Below are 21,833 nucleotides of genomic sequence, written 5' to 3'. Positions count from 1 at the left end.
AGACCTGTGGACAAAGTTGTCCGGTCCACATCAGCCTCCAGTACGGGCATGTACGCCTGAAGGCTGAGACCGGATCCAGCTCAAGGTCTGACGTTTCGCGGGAGCTGCGCCACTAACGTCGAAGCCGTGACTGTCATCGCGACCGAAAGCCTGAGCAAGCGGTACCCCCGAGTGACCGCCCTCGACCGGCTCTCCCTGGACATCGGGCCTGGTGTGACCGGCCTCGTGGGTGCCAACGGAGCCGGCAAGTCCACGCTGATCAAGATCCTGCTGGGACTGTCCCCCGCCACCGAGGGCAGCGCCGCCGTGCTCGGCCTCGACGTCACCACGCATGGCAGCGCCATCCGTGAACGCGTCGGCTACATGCCCGAGCACGACTGCCTGCCACCCGACGTCTCGGCCACCGAGTTCGTCGTCCACATGGCCCGCATGTCCGGGCTCCCGCCCACCGCCGCCCGTGAGCGCACCGCGGACACCCTGCGCCACGTGGGGCTCTACGAGGAGCGCTACCGCCCCATCGGCGGCTACTCCACGGGCATGAAGCAGCGCGTGAAGCTGGCCCAGGCGCTCGTCCACGACCCACAGCTGGTCCTCCTCGACGAGCCCACCAACGGGCTCGACCCGGTCGGCCGTGACGAGATGCTCGGCCTGATCCGCCGCGTCTACACCGACTTCGGCATCTCCGTCCTGGTCACCTCCCACCTCCTCGGCGAGCTGGAGCGGACCTGCGACCACGTCGTGGTCGTCGACGGCGGCAAGCTGCTGCGCTCCAGCTCCACCAGCGACTTCACCCAGATCACCACGACCCTCGCGGTCGAGGTCACCGACTCCGACGCGCACCCGGACGGCACCGCCGCCCTGCGCAAGGCACTCACCGAGGCGGGCATCGCCCTGCACGCGGCCGAGGAGCAGGGCCTGCCCGGTGCCGGCCACATCCTCCTGGTCGAGGCCACGGGCGAGGACACGTACGACACGGTCCGCGACACCGTCGCCGACCTCGGTATCGGCCTGGTCCGCATGGAACAGCGCCGCCACCACATCGCGGAGGTCTTCCGCGACAACGAACAGCCCGCGCAGCCCATCCAGCAGAAGGGAGCCGGTTCCGATGGCGCCTGACACCTCGACCCAGATCCACAACATCGGCTACCGGTCCTACGACGGTCCCCGGCTCGGCCGCGGCTACGCCCGCAAGTCGCTGTTCTCGCAGTCCCTGCGCGGCGCCTACGGACTCGGCCGCTCCGCCAAGTCCAAGGTGCTGCCGATGATCCTCTTCGCGGTGATGTGCGTCCCCGCGCTGATCCTCGTCGCGGTGGCCATCGCGGTCCCCGGCTCCACCGAACTGCCGATCAAGTACACGACGTACGCCCTGACCACCCAGGTGGTCATCGGCCTCTACCTCGCCTCCCAGGCACCCCAGTCGGTCTCCCGGGACCTGCGCTTCAAGACCGTGCCGCTCTACTTCTCGCGGCCCATCGAGCGGGTCGACTACGTCGTGGCCAAGTTCGCCGCCATGGCCTCGGCCCTGTTCATCCTCACCGCCACCCCGCTGCTGATCATGTGGATCGGCTCGCTGCTGGCGAAGTTCGACTTCGGTGACCAGACCAAGGGATTCGGGCAGGGACTGGTGTCGGTACTGCTGCTGTCGTTGCTGTTCTCGGGCCTCGGCCTCGTCATGGCCGCGCTCACCCCGCGCCGCGGGTTCGGCGTCGCCGCGATCATCGCCGTGCTCCTGATCCCGTTCGGCGCGGTGACCGCCGTCCAGGGGATCGCCTACAGCACCGGGAACACCGGAGCCATCGAGTGGATGGGCCTGTTCTCCCCGATCACCCTGATCGACGGGGTCCAGACGGCCTTCCTCGGCGCGACCTCCGCCTTCCCCGGTGGTGAAGGCCCCTCGGCCGGCACCGGCTTCGTCTACCTGCTCGTCGTCCTCGGCCTCATCGCCGGCTCCTACGCCGCCCTGATGGCCCGCTACCGGAAGGCCGGGCTGTGACCATCATCGACATCGACCACACCTCCCGCTGGTTCGGGAACGTCGTCGCCGTCAACGACGTGACCATGCGCATCGGTCCCGGCGTCACCGGCCTCCTGGGCCCCAACGGCGCCGGCAAGTCCACCCTCATCAACATGATGGGCGGCTTCCTGGCCCCCTCCACCGGCACCGTCACCCTCGACGGCACGCAGATCTGGCAGAACGAGCAGGTCTACAAGCAGATCGGCGTCGTGCCCGAGCGCGAGGCCATGTACGACTTCCTCACCGGCCGCGAGTTCGTCGTCGCCAACGCCGAACTCCACGGGCTCGGCGACGCGGAGGCCCAGCGGGCGCTGGCCACCGTGGAGATGGAGTACGCCCAGGACCGCAAGATCTCCACGTACTCCAAGGGCATGCGCCAGCGCGTGAAGATGGCCTCCGCCCTGGTCCACAACCCGTCCGTGCTGCTCCTCGACGAGCCGTTCAACGGCATGGACCCGCGCCAGCGCATGCAGCTGATGGACCTGCTGCGGCGGATGGGCGACGACGGGCGCACCGTCCTGTTCTCCTCCCACATCCTGGAGGAGGTCGAGCAGCTGGCCTCGCACATCGAGGTGGTCGTGGCCGGCCGGCACGCCGCCTCCGGCGACTTCCGCAAGATCCGCCGCCTCATGACGGACCGCCCGCACCGCTACCTCGTCCGCTCCTCCGACGACCGGGCCCTCGCCGCGGCCCTGATCGCCGACCCGTCCACGGCCGGTATCGAGGTCGACCTGAAGGAGGGCGCCCTGCGGATCCAGGCCGTCGACTTCGGGCGCTTCACCGAGCTGCTGCCGCGGGTCGCCCGCGCGCACGGCATCCGACTGCTGACGGTCTCGCCTTCCGACGAGTCCCTCGAGTCGGTCTTCTCCTACCTCGTCGCGGCCTGAAGGAGCTGGCACCCATGTACGACCCCACCGTTGCCCGGCTCACCTACCGGGCCCTGCTCGGCCGCCGCCGGGCGCTGATCCTCTTCCTGCTGCCCGCCCTGCTGATCGTGATCGCCATCGCCGTCCGCGCCCTCACGGGTGTGGACGACAAGGTCGCCGCCGACCTGCTCGGCGGTTTCGCCCTCGCGACGATGGTCCCGCTGATCGGAGTCATCGCGGGCACGGGCGCCATCGGCCCCGAGATCGATGACGGATCGATCGTCTACCTGCTCTCCAAGCCGGTGAAGCGGCCGACGATCATCATGACCAAGCTGATCGTGGCGATCGCCGTCACCATGGCCTTCTCCGCGATCCCCACCCTGATCGCCGGCTTCATCCTCAACGGCAACGGGCAGCAGATCGCCGTCGCCTACACCATCGCCGCCCTCGTGGCCTCGATCGCCTACAGCGCGCTGTTCCTGCTGCTGGGCACCGTCAGCCGGCACGCGGTCGTCTTCGGCCTGGTCTACGCCCTGATCTGGGAATCCCTCTTCGGCAGCCTGGTCTCCGGTGCCAAGACCCTCAGCGTCCAGCAGTGGGCCCTGTCCCTGGCCGAGAAGGTCGCGGGCGAGGGATACGTCGATGCCACCGTCGGCCTGCCCACCGCCGCGGTCCTGCTCATCGTGGTCACCGTCGGCGCCACCGTCTACGCGGGCCAGAAGCTGCGCCGCCTCACCCTGGCCGGCGAGGAGTAGACCCGCTCGCCGACCCATGGCACGCTCCGCGCGAAGCTGTGCCCCGCCCGGCCCACCGGCCAGGCGGGGCACAGCTTCGCGCGTCATCATCGGTGCATGATCGAGCACCCCGAGCCTGAGCCGTCCAGGCCCCTGCGGTCCTGGATACGCTCCTCGCCCGGAACGCACATCTGGCTGCTGATCATCGCGATCACCAGCATCGTCGTCGTGATCGCGCCCGACCGAGTCGAGCACATCCTGCTCCACCGCAACAGCAGCAACATCCACCAGCTGGTCAAATACCCCGTCAGGGCGCTTCTCAGCAGTGCCTTCTGGATCGAGAACCCGGCCTCGCTCGCTCTCTACGCCGTGCTCTTCGAGCTGTTCCAGGCCCCCGTCGAACGCTGGCTCGGCACCCTGCGCTGGCTCCTGATCGTCGCGACCGCCCACATCGTCGCGACACTGGTCAGCCAGAAGGTCCTCCTGATGGCCATCCAGGACCACCGCGCCCCGCGCACCATGACCCATGTCGTCGACATCGGCGTCAGCTACGGAATCGCGGCCGCCGTCGGAGTCCTCACCTACCGGCTCCCCAGCCCCTGGCGGTGGCTCTACCTCGCGGGCGCCGTCGCCTTCTTCGGGCTCCCTCTCCTCACCGGCGGCACCTTCACCGACCTCGGGCACGCCATCGCGCTCTCCGTCGGCCTGCTCGCCTGGCCGCTCACCCGCCACGTTTCACGTGAAACACGACCCCTGTTTCACGTGAAACGTGACTAATCGGCTTCCGCTTTCGCCACGCCGTGCTCCCACGCCCACGCGGCGATCCCCACCCGGTTGCGGGCCCCGAGCTTCGCCTGGACGTTCGCGATGTGGGTCTTGGCCGTCCCCGCGCTGATGAACAGCTCCGCGCCGATCTCGGCATTGGTGAGCCCCCGCGCCACCAGCCGCACGATGTCCAGCTCGCGGCCGGTCAGCGGATGCGGCTGGGGCGCCCGCGGCGCGGTGACGGCCGGCCCCGCCTCGGCGATCTTGCTCAGCAGCCGCACCGTGATCTGCGGACTGATCAGCGTGTCCCCGGCCATCGCCGCCCGCACCCCTTCGATGAGCAGCGCCGGCCCCGACCGCTTCAGCAGAAAACCGCAGGCTCCGTTGCGCAGTGCGGTGTGCACGTACTCGTCCAGGTCGAAGGTGGTCACCACCACGACCCGCGTCTGCGGTGCCAGCAGCCGGGTCACCTCCAGCCCGTCCAGGCGGGGCATCCGGATGTCCGCCAGCACCACGTCGGGGCGCAGCTCCCGGGCCAGCGCCACCGCGCTCTCCCCGTCCGCTGCCTCGCCCACCACGGTCATGTCCGGCTGTGAGTCGAGGATCAGCCGGAAACCGCTGCGGATGTCCTCTTGGTCATCGGCTATCAGGATGCGTGTGGTCACGCCGCCATGATCACCCGAGAGGGCGCTCCCGCGCCGGGAAGACCGCGCAAACCCGCCATCCGCCGTCCGCGTCCGCTCCGGCCCGCAGCGTCCCGCCCGCCGCCTCCACCCGCCCGCGCAGTCCGGCCAGTCCGGTCCCGCTCCGCCGCATGCGGGGCAGCCGCCCGCCCGCGCCACGGGGGGCCGCGGCGTTGGCCACGCTGACCTCTACGTCGGCCCCGGCCCGGCGTACGGAGACCCGCGCCACCGCCCCGGGCGCGTGGCGGCGTACGTTCGTCAGGGCCTCGACGGCCACCCGGTACGCCGTGGTGTCCGCCTCACGCGACAGCTCCCGTACGGCCGCCGGGTCGGCATCGAGCGTCCCGCCCTCGAACCGGTCCACCAGCTCCGGCAGTTGCGCCAGTCCCGGTACCGGAGTGGTCGGTCCGCCCGCGGCCTCCTGCAGGGCGTGCACGGTGCGGTCCATCGACTCCAGAGCGCTCAGCCCCGAGGCCTCGATCCGCTCCAGCGCACGCACCGCCTGCCCGGGGTCCTGCGCGGCCACGAACCGCGCCGCCTGCGCCTGCACCACGATCGCGCTCACATCGTGCGCCACGAAGTCGTGCAGATCGCGGGCCAGTTCGAGCTGCTGGTCGCGTCGCGCGTCCCGGACGGCCTGCCGCATCCGGCCCGCCTGGCGGCGCAGGTAGCCGCCGACGGCCACCGCGCCGAAGGCCGGCACCGCCCAGAACGCCGCCGCCCCCGCGATCTCCAGCCACGATCCGTCGGCCCACACCAGCGGGACCGGCCACAGCATCACCGCTGCCACGCCCAGGGCGCCGGCCATGGTCCCCGAACGCACAGGCGACGAGCGCGCCACCAGGGCCAGCAGCGGCAGCAGTACCGCCGTCCCCGCCAGCGTCCACGTGTCGGGGATGCCCACGGCCGTACCGACCAGGGAGAGCAGGGCCGCCGCGGCCAGCACGGGGGCGTACAGCGCGCTCGGTTTCAAGGTCACGCCCCGACCCTACGAGCCCCCTTGGACACCGGCCATCTGCCGTTCGGCAGAGACCGGCCGGTCCCGGGCACCGCCCGGCCTGCCGATCGGCGGATGGTTCCGCAGGGCCCGTCCGACCAGGCTTGAGGCATCACCCACCGTCTCCAGAACAGGACTTGGACGATGACCACACTCACTGCCGCACACGCTGTACCCGCCGCCGCCCCTGCCGTCAGCCGGCCCATCCACTGGGCCGCCCACGCGGCCGCCCTCACCCTGCTCCCCAGCGGCCTGTGGCGCGTCGCGATCGCGGTCGGCATACCCGTCGGCTGGGGAGCGGGCAGCGGACTGGAGGCAGAGCTCTTCCCCGGTGTGTGGTCCTTCTACCTGGTGGCCCTCAGTGCCTTCGCCGAAGGCCTCGGCCTGCTCACCCTCGGCCTCGTACAGCGCTGGGGAGAGGTGGTGCCGAGCTGGATCCCGCGGCTGGGCGGTCGGCGGATCCCACCCCTCGCGGCCGTCATACCCGCCGCCCTCGGGGCCACCGCCGTCACCTTGACCGGTGTCCTCGGCATCTTCAACTGGTCCGCCAACATGGCGGCGCCGGGATCCCCCACCGGGTCCTACTGGTGGCTGATGACCCTCTGCTACGCGCCGCTGCTGCTGTGGGGCCCGCTCCTCGCGGTCGTGACCGCCGCCTACTGGCGCCGCCGTCGCATCCACGGCTGATGCACGGAAAATCGCTGGTAAGGGGATTCCGGCCGGGGCAGAGTGAGTCGTGCGGGGAGCAACAAAAGGTCCGGGGCAGCCACTTCGAGCGCGCCGTCTGGCGCGGGCTGCCCCGGACCTCTCGTACGTACGTCGTGCGCGCTACGCGGCGCCCAGCAGACGCTCCAGCACCACCGCGATGCCGTCCTCCTCGTTGGAGGTCGTCACCTCGTCGGCCACCGCCTTGAGCTCCGCGTGGGCATTGGCCATGGCCACCCCGTGCGCCGCCCAGCCGAACATCGGGATGTCGTTGGGCATGTCGCCGAAAGCGATCGTCTCCGCCGCCTTCACCCCGAGCCGGCGCGCGGCCAGGGAGAGGCCGGTGGCCTTGGTCAGCCCCAGCGGCAGGATCTCCACGATCCCGGGACCGGCCATCACGATGTCGACCAGACTGCCCACCGTCTCCCGGGCCACCTTGACGAGCTCGTCGTCGCCCAGGCCCGGGTGCTGGATGTACAGCTTGTTCAGCGGGGCCGTCCACACCGCGGCGGTGTCCTTCAGGTAGACGGCCGGGAGGCCCTCCTGCACCTGGTAGCCGGGCCCGAACAGGACCTCGCCGTCCACGCCGTCCCGGCTGGCCGCCAGCGCCAGCGGACCGATCTCGGCCTCGAGCTTCGACAGCGCCAGACCGGCGAGCTGCCGGTCCAGCGTCACCGACGTCAGCAGCCGGTGCGCGCCCGCGTCGTAGACCTGCGCGCCCTGCCCGCAGACGGCGATCCCCTTGTAGCCGAGATCGTCCAGTACGTGCCGGGTCCAGGGCACGGCACGGCCGGTGACGATGATGTGCGCCGCGCCCGCCGCGGTGGCCGCGACGAGCGCTTCACGGGTGCGTTCCGAGACGGTGTCGTCGCCACGCAGCAGCGTGCCGTCGAGATCGGTCGCGACGAGCTTGTACGGGAACGGGGCCGGGCTCACTTGGTGATCGGCTCCAGGACCTCGCGGCCGCCGAGGTACGGACGGAGTACCTGGGGCACGCGCACCGAACCGTCGGCCTGCTGGTGGTTCTCCAGGATCGCGACGATCGTGCGCGGCACGGCGCACAGCGTGCCGTTCAGCGTGGACAGCGGCTGGGTCTTCTTGCCGTCGCGGTAGCGGATCGACAGGCGGCGGGCCTGGAAGCCGTCGCAGTTCGAGGCGGAGGTCAGCTCGCGGTACTTGCCCTGGGTCGGGATCCAGGCCTCGCAGTCGAACTTGCGCGAGGCGGAGGAACCGAGGTCACCGGTGGCGACGTCGATCACCTGGAACGGCAGCTCCAGGCTCGTCAGCCACTGCTTCTCCCACTCGAGGAGGCGCTGGTGCTCGGCCTCGGCCTCCTCCGGCGCGACGTACGAGAACATCTCGACCTTGTCGAACTGGTGGACGCGGAAGATGCCGCGGGTGTCCTTGCCGTACGTGCCGGCCTCGCGGCGGAAGCACGGCGAGAAGCCGGCGTAACGCAGCGGCAGCTTGTCGGCCTCGATGATCTCGTCCATGTGGTACGCGGCGAGCGGGACCTCGGAGGTGCCGACCAGGTAGTAGTCGTCCTTCTCCAGGTGGTACACGTTCTCCGCGGCCTGGCCGAGGAAGCCGGTGCCCTCCATGGCGCGCGGACGGACCAGCGCCGGAGTCAGCATCGGGATGAAACCGGCCTCGGTGGCCTGGGCGATGGCCGCGTTGACCAGCGCCAGCTCGAGCAGCGCGCCCACCCCGGTCAGGTAGTAGAAGCGCGAGCCCGACACCTTGGCGCCGCGCTCGACGTCGATGGCGCCCAGCGACTCGCCGAGCTCCAGGTGGTCCTTGGGCTCGAAGCCCTCGGCGGCGAAGTCACGGATGGTGCCGTGGGTCTCCAGGACGGTGAAGTCTTCCTCGCCGCCGACCGGGACGTCCTCGTGGACGATGTTGCCCAGCTGGAGAAGAAGCTTCTTGGCGGCTTCGTCCGCCTCGTTCTGCTCGCTCTCGGCCGCCTTGACGTCCTGCTTGAGCTGCTCGGCCTTTTTCAGGAGCTCCGCCCGCTCCTCCGGAGAGGCCTTCGGGATGAGCTTGCCGAGCGACTTCTGCTCATTGCGCAGTTCGTCGAAGCGCATGCCTGAGGACCTGCGGCGCTCGTCGGCGGAGAGCAGTGCGTCGACGAGTTCGACGTCCTCTCCACGGGCGCGCTGCGAGGCGCGGACACGGTCAGGGTCTTCACGGAGCAGCCGGAGGTCAATCACCCCTCCAGGCTACCGGGCTGGGGTTCCTGGGATCACACCGATATCACGCTGCGTGTCGCTATGTCCTAATTGCCGCAAATGGATAAGTCTTGGCGGCTGGCCGGAAGTGGCTCTTCTCGGGTGGTCAATAAAAGCGGGCCCATTCGCCGAAAAGGGGCACAGTGTCAGTCGGCGTGCAGCCTCTGAGCAGGGCGGGAGGGGGTTCCTTGTCCACAGGAATTACCTTCCCTCAGATCTTATCCACAGGCTGTGCGCCGCATCTGTGGACACGGAAATAGATCATTACCGACCGGCGGGAGGCGGGGGTGAATCGGGGTTCAAACCACCCTCACACACTCATTCGGGTGGGAATGACTCGCCCCAAAGAGTTGATCCGCGATACGGGGGTGACGCCGTTCACCTTCCGCTCCCCAGCGCGAAACCTGTGCCCTGCGACCGATTTGTCGACCTTGTCGTGCCACTCTGTCGACTTGTCCCCAGGTCCCCATCTCGGCCTGTGGATAACTCTGTGGACAGTGGACGAAGCCTCAGGCCCGGCCGTCGAGGCAGCGCGTCAGCCAGTCGGACGCGGCCGTGAAGTCGCCGTCGGAGGTGCCCGGCCGCGGAGCCCGGACGTCACTCTGAGCGACGCCCGCACGCGGATAGGACCCGAGGAAGCGGACCTGGGGGCAGGTGCGCTTGAGGCCCATGAGGGCCTCGCTGACGCGACGGTCGGAGATGTGGCCCTCGGCATCGACCGCGAAGCAGTAGTTGCCGATGCCCTCGCCCGTCGGCCGCGACTGGATCAGCATCAGGTTGACCCCGCGCACGGCGAACTCCTGGAGGAGCTCGAGCAGCGCACCGGGGTGGTCGTCGCCGAGCCACAGCACGACGGAGGTCTTGTCGGCACCGGTCGGGGCGGCGGGCCGGGCGGGGCGTCCGACGAGCACGAACCGGGTCTCGGCGTTCTCCGCGTCGTGGATCTCGGTGACCAGCGGGACGAGCCCGTAGGTGGCGGCGGCGAACTCACCGGCGAAGGCCGCGTCGAAGCGGCCTTCCTGGACCAGCCGGGCGCCGTCGGCGTTCGAGGCGGCCGACTCCCACACGGCGTCGGGCAGGTTCGCCCGCAGCCAGTTCCGCACCTGGGGCTGGGCCACCGGGTGCCCGGTGACCGTCTTGACGTCCGAGAGGGCGGTACCGGGGCGGACGAGGAGCGCGAAGGCGATGGGCAGCAGCACCTCGCGGTAGATCATCAGCGGCTCGCCGGAAGCCAGCTCGTCGAGGGTGGCGGTGACACCGCCCTCCACCGAGTTCTCGATCGGGACCAGGGCGGCAGCGGCCTCGCCGTTGCGCACGGCGTCCAGGGCGGCCGGTACCGACACCATCGGGATGAGCTCCCGGGTGGCTGCTTCCGGCAGTGTGCGCAGGGCGGCTTCGGTGAAAGTGCCCTCGGGACCGAGATACGTGAAGCGGGTGGCCGACATGCGGTCAGCCTAATGCCGGGGTGCTGCCCGCCGGGGTGCTGTTCACCCTTCGAGCAGCCGCTGCCCCACGTACTCGCCGGTGCGGGGACCGGGCGGAACCGCGTAGAGGCCGCTGGACTCGTGCCGGATGAAGGACGACAGTGCGTCACCGCGGTCGAGCTTGCGCTGGACGGGGACGAACCCGCGCAGCGGATCGGCCTGCCAGCAGACGAAGAGGAGTCCTGCGTCGGGCGTACCGTCCGCGCCGATCCCGTCGTGGAAGGAGAAGGGGCGTCGCAGCATGGCGGCTCCGCCGTTCTGCTCGGGGGCGGAGATCCGGGCATGGGCATTGGACGGGATCACCGGCTTGCCGTCGGCGCCGATCTTGTCGAGCGCCATCTCGGTGGTCTCGCCGCCGCCGGTCAGCGGGGCCCCGGTGGCCTTGGTACGGCCTATCACCTGCTCCTGCTGGGCGAGGGACTGCTTGTCCCAGTCGTCGAGGAGCATCCGGATGCGCCGGACGACGGCGTACGAGCCCCCCGCCATCCAGGCGTGCTCGGCGGGCCCGGGGCCGGCCGCGGGCACGAAGAGCCTTTTGTCGAAGTCGGGCTCCGAGGGCTTCGGGTTGCCGGTGCCGTCGATCTGGCCCATGAGGTTGCGGGCGGTCATCGGGGAGGCGGTGGCGCCGGGGGACCGATTGAAGCCGTTCATCTGCCAGCGGACGCGGGCCGCGTCCCCGGCGTCCTTCTGGAGGGCGCGCAGGGCGTGGAACGCGACGAGCCCGTCGTCCGCGCCGATCTGGACCCACAGGTCGCCGTTGCTGCGCTGGGCGTCGAGCCTGTCCGAGGAGAAGTCCGGCAGTGGGTCCAGGGCGGAGGGGCGGCGGGCGGTGAGGCCGGTGCGCTCGAAGAAGGAGTGGCCGAAGCCGAAGGTGACGGTCAGGGAGGACGGACCGGCGTCGAGGGCGATGCCGGTGTCATCGGACGAGGTGGTCTCGCCCGCCATCAGCCGACGGGAGGTCTCGGACCAGCGCCGCAGCAGTGCGGCGGCCTCCGTGCGGCCCGCTCCTGCCGCGAGGTCGAAGGCGACGAGGTGCCCCTTGGCCTGCAAGGGCGTGGTGATGCCGGCCTGGTGGTCGCCGTGGAAGGCGACCTCGGTGGCGCCGAGGGAGGACAAGCGGGCGGCGGCCCCGGAGGCGGAACCGCTCCCGGAGTCGGCGAGCGCGGAGTGCGCGAGGGCGCCACCGGCGGCGCCCAGCGCGAGCCCGGCGGCGCCTGCGGCGCCGACGGTGCCCAGCAGCCGGCGGCGGGAAATCTCGATGTCGGGGTTGCTCTCGGTCACGCTGGTCAGCCGATCTTCACGGTCTTCTGGACGGTCGTCTGGTCGATGTCGGAGGTACGCACGGTCACGTCGATGCGCCATTCGCCGGCGAGCGGCAGCTGGACACCGGACGCCGTCCAGTGCCCGGGGGCGGCACGTTCGGGCAGGAGGGGCAGGGGGCCGATGTCCTTCGCCGGGAGGGTGAAGGACACCTTGACCTCGGGGAGGTCGAGGGGCGTGCCATCGGCGGAGTCGGCCCAGAGATGAAGGGTGTTGGCGCCGACCCGCCCCGGGTCGAGTTCGAGCCGGACGTTCCCCTTGCCGTTCTGGCCGCCGGTGTCGAAAGGCAGGGTGATCTTCACGGCGCGGTCGGGAACGGCCGTGGAGGTGGAGCCGCGGGACGCCTCCCGTTCCACGGTGCGTCCGGGCTCGGTGCTCGTGAGCACGGTGGTGACGGCGAGGAGGGCGACGGCGACACCGGCCTCGGCGAGGACGGAGCGGCGCAGGCCCGCGCGGTCCGGGTCGGCGTCACGGACCCGCTTCTCGCGTGCGCTCTCCAGGGCGGCGCGCTGCCGGGCGAGCTGAGCGGCGCGCTGCGGGTCGGCAGGTACGGTCACCGGCGATGTCTCACCGGGGGCACCCCCAGCGGTAGCTGGGGGAGAAACATGGGCTGCGGCGGTCGATGTTTCACGTGAAACATCGACGCTGCCCGCGGGGGCGTCGGCGAGCCGTGCGGTCCACTTCCGGGACACGTACGCGATGCCGACGAGGACGGCGACCAGGCCGACCTTCAGGAGCAGCAGCTGTCCGTACGAGGTGCCGGTGAGTGCCGACCAGCTGCCGAGCTGGCGCCAGGACTGGTAGACGCCGGTGACGGCGAGCACCAGCACACTGACGAAGGCGACCTGGGAGAAGCGCCGGACGGCCGCCCGCTCGATCCCGGGGATCTTGTGCAGGGCGACGAGCAGCGCGGCGAGCCCGCCGAGCCAGGTGGCGACGGCCAGCAGGTGCAGGATGTCGGCGGGCATGGCGATGCCGGGCTGGACGCCCGTGGAGGCGTGTTCGGACAGGGCCCAGGTGGCGGCGATACCGGCGGACACCACGGCCCCGCCGATGCCCAGGCCGAAGGTGAGGTCGCTGGTGTCCCTGGCCTCGGTGTCGCCGTCCTCCTCCGCGTCCTTCGTCGAACCCTCTTCCGCGTCCTCCTCCGTGGCCGCGGAGCCCTGCCGGCGTGCGTAGACGCCGAAGAGGACCGCGATGAAGAGGGCCGCGGCGCCCAGCAGGAGCAGCCGGGAGATCAGCGAGGCGCCGGTCTTGGTCTCCAGGACGGCCTTCAGGCCCTCGAGGTCGAAGACGTCGGCGAACTTCCCGGACCCGGTGTAGGGGGCGCGGAGCACGAGCATGGCGAGGGTGGCGGCCGTCAGGGTCACCCAGGCGCGTACGACGAGCTTCTGGAGCGGCTGTTCGGCGGCTCCCCGGCGCCAGCACAGCAGGATGAAGGCGGCGCCGCCGACGAGGACGGTGAAGCCGGCGTAGGCGGCGTAGCGGGCGATCCCGTACGCGATGCCGACGGGCCCGCCGCCCGCCTGCCCGGTGGGCAGGGTGACATCGGTCGCCGAGGGGGCTCCGATGGAGAAGGTGAAGGCGCCGGAGATCGGGTGACTGTCGGCGGAGACGGCCTGCCAGGCGACGGTGTACGTGCCGTTGGGGAGACCGGAGTGCAGCGCGGTGCCGTAGCGGATGGTGTTCCCGCTGCACATGTCGCGCAGTTCGCCGGTGTCCACGCGCTTGCCCTGGGGGTCCAGCACGCGGATGGAGTCGTCGCCCAGGGCGACCTGCTCCGAGAAGGAGAGAGTGACCTGGGCGGGGGCCGTGGCGACCACCGCCCCGTCCTTGGGGTCGCTCGCGGTGAGTGCGGCGTGTGCCGAGGCCGGGGCGGCCGCGGTGAACAGGGTTGCCAGCAGGGCTGCGAGGACCAGCACCAGCCGCGGCAGAAGTGCCGCGACCCGGGCGTGGGCCGTGGATGGGGCGGGGGCGGTGGCCGTCATGGCGTGTCGCTTCCTCGGTCCGTCAGTGGGCGTTGCCGGCGGCGGATGTCGGAGCCTGCCCGGTGTACGTCCGTTCCTTCACGTCGAGCTCGACCTTGACCGGGTCGGCCTTCTCGAAGCGCAGCTCGACGGTGACCTTGTCGCCGACCTTCGGAGTGCTCTTGAGCCCCATGAACATGATGTGGGTGCCGCCGCGCTCCAGCTTCAGCTCGCCGTTGGCGGGCACGTTCAGGGACGGGACCTGCTGCATCTTCTGGTCCTTGGTCTCGTGGATCTGCAGATCGTCGGAGAGCGTGGAGGTGACTCCGGTGAGCTTGTCGGCGGTCTTGGAGTCGTTCTTGATGACCATGAACGCGCCGGCCATCTTGTCGTTGACCGGCTGGGGCATGAAGGCGTCGCCGACCGTCGGCGCGGGCTTGGACGCGTCGTCCTTGGAGCCGGAGGAGCCTGAGGAGCCGGAACAGCCGGATATGGCGAGCGCTGCCGTCAGGGAGAGAGCGGCGGCGAGGGTGCGGGTGGTGCGGGCGTTCACGGGTTCTCTCCCTTGATGAGCTTCGGCAGGTCCTTGGCGTAGTCGTCGACGGTGGTGCCCTCGCCGTAGAGGAGGTAGCCCTCGTCGGTCTTGGGCGAGAACGCGATGACCTGGGCGCCGTGCATGGAGACGACGCTGCCGTCGGCCTCCTTCTTGGCGGCCTCGATGCCGATGCCGAGCGAGCGCGCGGCGGCCTGGATGGTGGCGAAGTCCCCGGTGAGCCCGGTGAAGGACGGGTCCTGGGACCTGAGCCACGCGCCGAGGGAGTCGGGAGTGTCCCGTTCGGGGTCGGTGGTGACGAAGACGACCTGGAGATTGTCCTGGTCGGCCTTCGGGAGTGCCTTCTTGGCGACGGCGATGTTGCTCATCGTCAGCGGGCACACGTCGGGGCAGTTGGTGTAGCCGAAGTAGATGAGCGTCGGCTTGCCCTTGGTCTGCTCGCGCAGGTTCCACGGCTTGCCCGTGGTGTCGGTGAGGACCAGCTCCGGCTTGGTGAACGGGCGGTCCAGCACGGTGGCGGCCTTGTTCTTGCTCTGGCCGCCGGCGATCTGGGTGACCGAGCCGGTCTTGGCGGGTTCGCCGCCGCAGGCGGTCAGGGTGAGTGCGGCCGCCGCGAGGAGTGCGGCGACCGTCACGCGTGTGGTGCGCATGGAGAGATGTCCCTGGGATCGGGGATGTGACGGACGTTCGGGAACGGCAGGGCGTCGGGGCGCGGCCGGTCAGGCGGAGCGACGGCGCGAGGCGACGCCGAAGGCGACACCGCCGAGACCGATGACGATGCCGGCGATGCCGAGGGCACGCGCGGTCGTGTCGGAGCCGTGCTTGGCGTCGGCCTGGTCGTGGCCGTGCTGCGCGTCCTTGGCGTTCTTGTCGGCGTTCTTGTCGCCGACATCGTGGTGGTCGGCGCCCTTGGCGGCGGTCAGCTTCAGGACGGGCGCCGGGTTCTGCGGTTCCGCGGCGCCTTCCTTGGCCTCTTCGATCCAGCGGACGACCTCGCCGTTGTCGTAGGTCTGGACCGCCTTGAAGACCATCTGGTCGACGTTCTCGGGGAGCTTGCCCACGGCGAGCGGGAACTGCTGGAACTTGCCGCTCTCGATCTTGCCGCCGGACCAGGTGACCTTGGTGACGGCCTCGTTGATCTGCTTGCCGTGCACGGTCAGCGGCTTGTCGAGCTTGGTCTTCTCGACGTTCACGGTCCAGCCGGGAACGTCCTGCGGCATGACGGACGTGAGCGGCTGGTCGACCGGGAAGTTGACCTCCAGCTGGGTGGTCGCCGCGTTGTCGCGCTCGTTGGGGACCTTGAAGTTGATCGTCGCGTAACCGCCCTTGGCGGCTTCGCCGGGCTGCACGCTGACATGGGCGAAGGCCGGACCGGAGAGGACGAGGACGGTACCGGCGGCGAGGGCGGCGGCGAAGGAGACGCGAGAGGTCTTCATGGCAGAAACACTCCACGGAAGCAGGGGTGACGGTCGCTCCGCGCACGGGCGCGCGCGGAGTTGCGCGGCACCGGTGCTCCCGGCGTGTCCGGGGAGGAGGGTGCCGCCTCAGGCTGCGAGTGCGAGAGCCGTGGGCGGCCCGCGCCTGATGACCGTGTGCTGGAGTGCTTCCCGGCCGGTGGCAGCGGCGGGGACGCCCGAGGTCCGCAGGGCCTGCGGGGTACCGGCGGGCGCGCCCGGGAGTCCGGTACCGAGGGCGCGTACGAAGGCCAGCGCGGCCCGCAACGGGCGTACCGGGGCGGCTTCGGCGGAGAGCCGGGACAGTTCGACGAGCCGGAAGAGCGCGGCGTCGCCGCGGCCGAGAAGCCAGCCGACGGCCAGTGCCGCCAGCAGGTGGCCGAGCAGCATGGCCGGGCTGAACAGCCCGGTCGAGGGGGCCTCGGTGGCGACCTGGGCCACGTGGACGTGCGCGCCGTGGCCCTGTGCGGCGAGTTGTCCGGCCTGAGAGGCCTCCGCGGCCAGGGCAGCCGGGTCCAGCCCGGCGGTCGTCAGGATCTGCCGGGCGTCCGCCGGGCTGAGCGGTACGGAGTTGCCCCCGCACACCAGCCGGGCGGCGAGCTCGGCGAGCGAGCTGTCGGCAGCGGTGGCCGGTGCAGGGGCCGCCGACGCGGCCGCGGCGTTGTGCTGGCCGAGGCCGAACACCACGTGCAGCGCGAGCTGTCCGGCGGTCAGCCCGGCGGCGATGCCGGGCAGCGAGCGCCGACGTCCGGCGAGCGGCGCGGCGACCGCGAAGACGGCCAGGAAGCCGAGACACAGGGACCACCACGGCACGGTGGCGCAGGATGCCAGGGCGTGCCCCGCCGCGGACAGCACGACACAGACCGCGGTGAACACCGCGGCCCGGATGAGCCGGAGGCCGGCTCCAGCGTGCGTCGCGTGGGGGTCAGTCATGGCCGGGCCATCATCGCACTGCGCTTAGGCCCTCCATACGGCAGGTCCGGAAGGTCCCATGAGTCCGTCATGGGACCTGGTCCGGCGGGTTGCCCGAGTATGGCGGTGGCCACCGTCGCATATACCGGATCCCGGAGAGCCGCATCGGCCGAACGAGGGCAATGGAGCTCTCGGAGGCCCTCCGCGTGCTTACGGGCCCTCATGGGCGGCAATAGGTAACCGTATGAGCATCTGGTGGTCTCTCCACTTGAGGCGCGAAGCCGCGAGCGTGCCGCTCGCCAGGCGACTGCTGCTCGGGACGATGGAGACCGCGGGGGTGGACCCGGACATCTCCTACGATCTCTCGGTGGCGCTGAGCGAGGCGTGTGCGAACGCGGTGGAGCACGGCGGGTGCGGCGGATTCCCGGACCAGGCCGAGGCGTACCACGTCACGGCCTATCTGGACGGGGACTGCTGCCGCATCGAGGTGACCGATTCGGGCCCGGGGTTCCCGCCCTCGACGGTGGCCCGTCTCAGACCCTCGCTGGCCGAGCACGGCCGTGGCCTGCATCTGATCGAGGAACTCGCCGACCACGTCCGCTTCCGCAACCGGCCCGGCCGCGGCGCGGTCGTGAGCTTCGACAAGATGCTGAAGTGGCGCGACGACGCGCTGCTGAAGGTGTCGTAGAACACCGCGGGAAACGCCGCAGGAACACCGACGGGCGGGACCCCCCACCGGGACCCCGCCCATCACGGCGTCGAGACTCGCTCGTCAGCCCTTGAGGCGCGCCATCCATGCCTCGACCTCGTCCGAGGTGCGGGGCAGTCCGGCCGACAGGTTCCGGTTGCCGTCCTCGGTGACGATGATGTCGTCCTCGATCCGGACGCCGATGCCGCGGTACTCCTCGGGCACGGTCAGGTCGTCGGCCTGGAAGTACAGACCCGGCTCGACGGTGAGGCACATACCCGGCTCCAGGGTGCCGTCGACGTACGCCTCGGTGCGCGCGGCGGCGCAGTCGTGGACGTCCATGCCGAGCATGTGGCCGGTGCCGTGCAGGGTCCAGCGGCGCTGCAGGCCGAGCTCCAGGACGCGCTCGACCGGGCCCTCCAGCAGGCCCCACTCGACGAGCTTCTCGGCCAGGACGTGCTGGGAGGCGTCGTGGAAGTCGCGGAACTTGGCACCCGGCTTGACGGCGGCGATGCCGGCTTCCTGGGACTCGTAGACCGCGTCGTAGATCTTGCGCTGGATGTCGGTGTACGTGCCGTTGATCGGCAGCGTGCGCGTGACGTCGGCGGTGTAGAGGGAGTGGGTCTCCACGCCGGCGTCGAGCAGCAGCAGGTCGCCGGAGCGGACGTCGCCGTCGTTGCGGACCCAGTGCAGGGTGCAGGCGTGCGGGCCGGCGGCGCAGATGGAGCCGTAGCCGACGTCGTTGCCCTCGACGCGGGCACGCAGGAAGAAAGTGCCCTCGATGTAGCGCTCGGAGGTGGCCTCGGCCTTGTCGAGGACCTTCACGACGTCCTCGAAGCCGCGGACGGTGGAGTCGACGGCCTTCTGCAGCTCGCCGATCTCGAAGTCGTCCTTCACGGCGCGGGCCTCGGAGAGGTAGACGCGCAGTTCCTCGTCGCGCTCCTTGGTCACCTTGTCGGTGAGGGCGGACTCGATGAGGGAGTCGTGGCCGCGGACGTTCCGGACCGGGCCCTCGGCCTCGGTGAGGGCCTCGGCGAGTTCGCGGACGTCCTTGGCGGGAATGCCCAGGAGCTGCTCGGCCTCGGTGAGGGAGTGGCGCCGGCCGACCCACAGCTCGCCCTGACCGGACAGCCAGAACTCGCCGTTCTCACGGTTGGAGCGCGGCAGCAGGTAGACGGTGGCCGTGTGGCCGGTCTCCCCGGTGGGCTCCAGGACCAGGACGCCGTTCTCGGTCTGGTCGCCGGTGAGGTACGCGTACTCGGTCGAGGCGCGGAAGGGGTACTCGGTGTCGTTCGAGCGGGTCTTCAGGCGACCCGCGGGGACGACGAGGCGCTCGCCGGGGAAGCGCGCGGACAGCGCGGCTCGGCGGGCGGCGGTGTACGAGGCCTGGGCGATGGGCTCCAGCCCGCGCAGCTCTGTGTCGGCCCAGCCGGTGCGCATGCTCTCGGCGAGTTCGTCGCTGACGCCCGGGTACAGACCGTTCTTGCGCTGCTTGTGCGTCTTCTTGGGCTGCTCTTCTTCCGGGGTCTCCGGGGTGAGCTCGTCAGCCACGTCATTCTCCTCAGCTACGACAGGCACGGACCGGGGTGGGGCCCTCGTCCATCGTATGTGCGAGCGCCAGGAGGCCCGTGTGCTTTATCGCACAAACAGCCGGTTTCGTCGCAACAGTCCCAGCTCACTCAAACCGGGCGGCGAGCAGGACGATGTCCTCGGGGAGGTCGGCCGGCTCCCCTTCGGGCAGTACGGTCCGCAGGATGTGGTCGCAGAGGGTGGCCGGGTCTTCCCGGGCTGCACGGGGGACCGCCGCGGCCGCCGCGTGCAGCCGGGCGTAGGCCCGGTCCATCGGGTCGCCGGTGCGGCGCAGCAGGCCGTCCGTGTACAGCAGCACCGTTTCTCCGGGTGCGGGCTCGATCTCCACGCTCGGCGCCTCCCAGCAGGACAGCATCCCCAGCGGCGCGGAGAGCGAGGTCTCCACGTACTCGGTGCGGCGCTCGCCGATGAGCAGCGGCGGGGCGTGCCCGGCGCCGGCCAGGATGATCTTCTGCTGGGCGGGCTCGCAGTAGGCGAAGAGCGCGGTGGCCGAGCGCGCCGGTTCGGTCAGGCGCAGCAGCAGCTCCAGGTCAGACAGGACGGCGACCGGGTCCTCGCCCTCCATCACGGCGTAGGCCCGCAGCGAGGCCCGCAGCCGGCCCATGGCGGCGACGGCGCTGGGCCCGGAACCCGTGACGGACCCGACGGCCAGCCCCAGGGCGCCCTCGGGCAGTGGCAGGGCGTCGTACCAGTCGCCCCCGCCGCGCGGCCCGGTGTGGTGGCGGGCGGCGAGCTGTACCCCGGCGACCCGGGGGAGCCGGCTGGGCAGCAGTTCCTCGGTGAGGGTGGCCAGGCGCGATCGGGAGCGCTCCACCTCGAGCATCCGGGCCAGGTGCTCGGCGGCGTGCCGTACGTACAGCCCGGCGAGGTCGCGCTGGCGGTCGCTGGGCTCGGCCTGCTCGTCGTAGAGCCAGACGGCCGCGCCGAGCCGGCCGGTGGCCTCGGCGGTCAGCGGGAGCGCGTAGCTGGCGGCGTATCCGAGGCGGGCGGCCACCTCGCGGTGGCGGGGATCGACGGGGGCGGCGAAACCTCCGGCGCCGGGAGGCTCGCCCGGTTCGGGGAGCATCTCGGAGCCGCCGTGGGCGTCGGGGAGCCCGTCGAGGATGCGGCCGTACGAGGTCGCGCTGCGCGGCACGGTCTCGATGTGGCCGAGGTCGGCGTGGCCGAGGCCGAGGCCGATCGTGGTCGTGGGGCCGAGTCCGTCGGAGGGCTCCAGGACGATCAGGCCGCGGCGGGCGCCGACGAGTGCGGCACCGGCGCGCAGGAACTCGTGGAGGGAGGAGTCGAGATCGTCGGCGCGGGCCAGGCGCTCGGTGAGTTCGTGGAGGGTGGTGAGGTCCGAGACCATGCCTGCCAGCCGGTCCTGGATGAGACTGCCCGGTCCGGGTGCCGGGACCGGGTCGGGGGTGGTCCGGGCGGGCGGGGGCGCCACAGTGTGCGGTGACGTCGTAACTGCTGGATCGATTCCAGCCACTTTCGGCAGATGCGGGGCGCTCATGGCGTCCGCCTTTCCACCTGGTGCGATTCGCCAAATAGCATCGCAAACCCCCAGATCGTGCTGCGCCGCCATCAAGGAATCCACATCTACACGCACACACGGATGCATGTCCAGCATTGCCCAGGTGGGAATCCTGGTGTCCGTGGGACGGCAACTCACTGTCCAGCCAAGGCTAGAACTTGGCCGGAAAAAGCTGGAAGCGGGCGGTTTTTGCGGTCGACTGGACGGGCTTCACAAGGGGGCCGGGTACGTAATCGGTAGCACCCGGGGCCAGTTGGCGCGGTTCCGGTACTGCTTCGGTGCGGCGTGCGACCTGCCCGGCGGGGGGCCGGGAACCGTTCGGCGCGGGCCGTCGTCCTTAGCGGCGGCAGCCGGTATCGAACCGGCTCGGCAAACTGTGCGGGTCGCGCTCCAGCCCCGCCGGACGTTTGATGGACCTGTAAGAAAACTGCACGAACCGTGTGAACCTGCTTATAGCGGACAGTGACGCGAAACGTGTACGTGTGGTGAGACACCCCTTACATGGTGTGATGTGGCCCTCGGCGTTCAACGGAAAGGAACGAGCGCTCATGCGCGAGATCCTCGGAAGGCGTCTCCAGCGGCTCCGCGATCGCTTTCAATCCCTGCGCCCCACCCCCGGACAGACCGGCGCCACGCCGGCTCTCCTCGACGCGGCGCTCACCTGCGCCACCCGTTGGCAGTGGCCCGTGCTGCCCGGCGTCGGCCGGTCCGCCGCGGACGGCTCGCGCTGCGCCTGCCCCGACCCCGACTGCGTCGTCCCCGGCGCGCACCCCTTCGACCCCGGGCTCCTCGCGGCCACCACCGATCCCCGGATGGTGACCTGGTGGTGGACCAACCGGCCCACCGCACCTGTACTGATGGCCACCGGCGGGACCGCTCCGTGCGCGGTGAGCCTCCCGGCCGCCGCGGCCGCGCGGGCGCTCGTACGGCTGGACGCGCAAGGCATGCGGCTCGGGCCGGTCGTGGCGACGCCCACCCGGTGGTCGCTGCTGGTGTCGCCGTATTCGCTGGAACGGCTCGGCGAACTCCTTTACGCAAAGGATCACGTGCCGTCCTCGCTGCGCTTCCACGGTGAAGGCGGCTATCTCCTGCTGCCGCCCTCCGCCGCCTCCAGCGGTGGCCAGGTCCGGTGGGAAAGGGAGCCGTCTTCGGGGCCGGCCGGGCCTGCGGGCGCGCCGGATCTCTGGCTCCCGCAGGTGGAAGCGGTCGTGGACGCGCTCGTCGAGGCGAGCAGCGGCGCACCCGGCGGCGGCAGCAGACTCGCGTACTGACCTGCCCGATTCGGCGGATCACCGGTGCGCGGCGCTTGTGCGGATCACTCGTACGGGTGCCAGTGGGACGGGTTTCCAAGGGA

21 protein-coding genes are annotated in these 21,833 nt (G+C 70.8%); 8 read left to right on the top strand and 13 right to left on the bottom strand.

Annotation, left to right across the window (positions count from 1 at the left end; genetic code table 11):
- Positions 1-126 precede the first annotated feature (126 nt).
- The 5 genes from JIW86_RS20565 to JIW86_RS20545 all read left to right on the top strand — a co-directional run bounded on the left by JIW86_RS20565 (position 127) and on the right by JIW86_RS20545 (position 4,391).
- Positions 127-1,116: an ABC transporter ATP-binding protein gene (locus tag JIW86_RS20565; protein ID WP_215139754.1), complete on the top strand. Its 990-nt coding sequence runs from the start codon at positions 127-129 to the stop codon at positions 1,114-1,116.
- On the top strand, positions 1,106-1,993 hold the full coding sequence (locus tag JIW86_RS20560; RefSeq protein ID WP_215139753.1) for an ABC transporter permease subunit: 888 nt from the start codon (positions 1,106-1,108) through the stop codon (positions 1,991-1,993). The genes JIW86_RS20565 and JIW86_RS20560 overlap by 11 nt, the downstream gene beginning before the upstream one ends.
- On the top strand, positions 1,990-2,901 hold the full coding sequence (locus JIW86_RS20555; protein ID WP_257555312.1) for an ABC transporter ATP-binding protein: 912 nt from the start codon (positions 1,990-1,992) through the stop codon (positions 2,899-2,901). The genes JIW86_RS20560 and JIW86_RS20555 overlap by 4 nt, the downstream gene beginning before the upstream one ends.
- Positions 2,902-2,915: 14 nt before the next feature.
- Positions 2,916-3,635: an ABC transporter permease gene (locus JIW86_RS20550; protein WP_215139751.1), complete on the top strand. Its 720-nt coding sequence runs from the start codon at positions 2,916-2,918 to the stop codon at positions 3,633-3,635.
- A 96-nt stretch (positions 3,636-3,731) separates the two neighbouring features.
- Entirely contained in the window at positions 3,732-4,391 is a 660-nt protein-coding gene (locus JIW86_RS20545) for a rhomboid-like protein (protein ID WP_257555311.1), read from the top strand.
- On the opposite strand, the gene JIW86_RS20540 is transcribed toward JIW86_RS20545, so the two are convergent.
- Complete coding sequence (locus JIW86_RS20540; RefSeq protein WP_257555310.1) at positions 4,388-5,044, bottom strand: response regulator; 657 nt, start codon at positions 5,042-5,044, stop codon at positions 4,388-4,390. The genes JIW86_RS20545 and JIW86_RS20540 overlap by 4 nt on opposite strands.
- 10 nt (positions 5,045-5,054) lie before the next feature.
- Positions 5,055-6,041: a sensor histidine kinase gene (locus JIW86_RS20535; RefSeq protein WP_257555309.1), complete on the bottom strand. Its 987-nt coding sequence runs from the start codon at positions 6,039-6,041 to the stop codon at positions 5,055-5,057.
- A gap of 162 nt (positions 6,042-6,203) precedes the next feature.
- On the opposite strand from JIW86_RS20535, the gene JIW86_RS20530 reads away from it, so the two are divergent.
- Positions 6,204-6,746, top strand: coding sequence for a hypothetical protein (locus JIW86_RS20530; protein ID WP_257555308.1), 543 nt, complete (start codon positions 6,204-6,206; stop codon positions 6,744-6,746).
- 141 nt (positions 6,747-6,887) lie between these two features.
- Here JIW86_RS20530 and JIW86_RS20525 read toward each other — a convergent pair whose 3' ends face one another.
- From JIW86_RS20525 to JIW86_RS20485, 9 genes are all read right to left on the bottom strand, one after another.
- Positions 6,888-7,700, bottom strand: a complete 813-nt coding sequence (locus JIW86_RS20525; RefSeq protein ID WP_257555307.1) for an HAD family hydrolase — start codon at positions 7,698-7,700, stop codon at positions 6,888-6,890.
- Positions 7,697-8,974, bottom strand: a complete 1,278-nt coding sequence (gene serS / locus JIW86_RS20520; protein WP_215139746.1) for a serine--tRNA ligase — start codon at positions 8,972-8,974, stop codon at positions 7,697-7,699. Before serS ends, JIW86_RS20525 begins: the two co-directional genes overlap by 4 nt.
- A gap of 527 nt (positions 8,975-9,501) precedes the next feature.
- Complete coding sequence (gene pheA, locus JIW86_RS20515) at positions 9,502-10,437, bottom strand: prephenate dehydratase (RefSeq protein WP_257555306.1); 936 nt, start codon at positions 10,435-10,437, stop codon at positions 9,502-9,504.
- Between the two features lie 42 nt (positions 10,438-10,479).
- Positions 10,480-11,838, bottom strand: a complete 1,359-nt coding sequence (gene efeB / locus JIW86_RS20510; RefSeq protein ID WP_416237581.1) for an iron uptake transporter deferrochelatase/peroxidase subunit — start codon at positions 11,836-11,838, stop codon at positions 10,480-10,482.
- Complete coding sequence (locus JIW86_RS20505; protein WP_257555304.1) at positions 11,763-13,784, bottom strand: copper resistance protein CopC; 2,022 nt, start codon at positions 13,782-13,784, stop codon at positions 11,763-11,765. Before JIW86_RS20505 ends, efeB begins: the two co-directional genes overlap by 76 nt.
- Positions 13,785-13,806: 22 nt before the next feature.
- Positions 13,807-14,316 (bottom strand): copper chaperone PCu(A)C, encoded by a 510-nt coding sequence (locus JIW86_RS20500; protein WP_257555303.1) that lies wholly within the window; start codon positions 14,314-14,316, stop codon positions 13,807-13,809.
- Positions 14,313-14,966: an SCO family protein gene (locus JIW86_RS20495; protein ID WP_257555302.1), complete on the bottom strand. Its 654-nt coding sequence runs from the start codon at positions 14,964-14,966 to the stop codon at positions 14,313-14,315. Before JIW86_RS20495 ends, JIW86_RS20500 begins: the two co-directional genes overlap by 4 nt.
- A 69-nt stretch (positions 14,967-15,035) precedes the next feature.
- The gene (locus tag JIW86_RS20490; protein WP_257555301.1) at positions 15,036-15,752 is read right to left on the bottom strand and encodes a YcnI family protein; all 717 of its coding nucleotides are present in this window, start codon (positions 15,750-15,752) and stop codon (positions 15,036-15,038) included.
- Between the two features lie 108 nt (positions 15,753-15,860).
- Positions 15,861-16,703 carry a hypothetical protein gene (locus tag JIW86_RS20485; protein ID WP_257555300.1) on the bottom strand — a complete coding sequence of 281 codons (843 nt, stop codon included), beginning with the start codon at positions 16,701-16,703 and terminating at the stop codon, positions 15,861-15,863.
- A gap of 223 nt (positions 16,704-16,926) precedes the next feature.
- Between JIW86_RS20485 and JIW86_RS20480 the strand changes: the two genes are divergently transcribed.
- Entirely contained in the window at positions 16,927-17,370 is a 444-nt protein-coding gene (locus JIW86_RS20480; RefSeq protein ID WP_257555299.1) for an ATP-binding protein, read from the top strand.
- An 84-nt stretch (positions 17,371-17,454) separates the two neighbouring features.
- On the opposite strand, the gene JIW86_RS20475 is transcribed toward JIW86_RS20480, so the two are convergent.
- Complete coding sequence (locus JIW86_RS20475) at positions 17,455-18,921, bottom strand: aminopeptidase P family protein (RefSeq protein ID WP_257555298.1); 1,467 nt, start codon at positions 18,919-18,921, stop codon at positions 17,455-17,457.
- A gap of 124 nt (positions 18,922-19,045) precedes the next feature.
- The gene (locus JIW86_RS20470) at positions 19,046-20,575 is read right to left on the bottom strand and encodes a PP2C family protein-serine/threonine phosphatase (protein ID WP_215139736.1); all 1,530 of its coding nucleotides are present in this window, start codon (positions 20,573-20,575) and stop codon (positions 19,046-19,048) included.
- A gap of 452 nt (positions 20,576-21,027) precedes the next feature.
- Between JIW86_RS20470 and JIW86_RS20465 the strand changes: the two genes are divergently transcribed.
- Positions 21,028-21,750: a bifunctional DNA primase/polymerase gene (locus tag JIW86_RS20465; RefSeq protein ID WP_257555297.1), complete on the top strand. Its 723-nt coding sequence runs from the start codon at positions 21,028-21,030 to the stop codon at positions 21,748-21,750.
- The last annotated feature ends 83 nt before the right edge of the window (positions 21,751-21,833 follow it).

Source organism: Streptomyces sp. NBC_00162 (genome assembly GCF_024611995.1).
Classification (GTDB): domain Bacteria; phylum Actinomycetota; class Actinomycetes; order Streptomycetales; family Streptomycetaceae; genus Streptomyces.
Note: the sequence above shows the minus strand (reverse complement) of the source record. Positions and strands in the feature narration are given on the sequence as shown.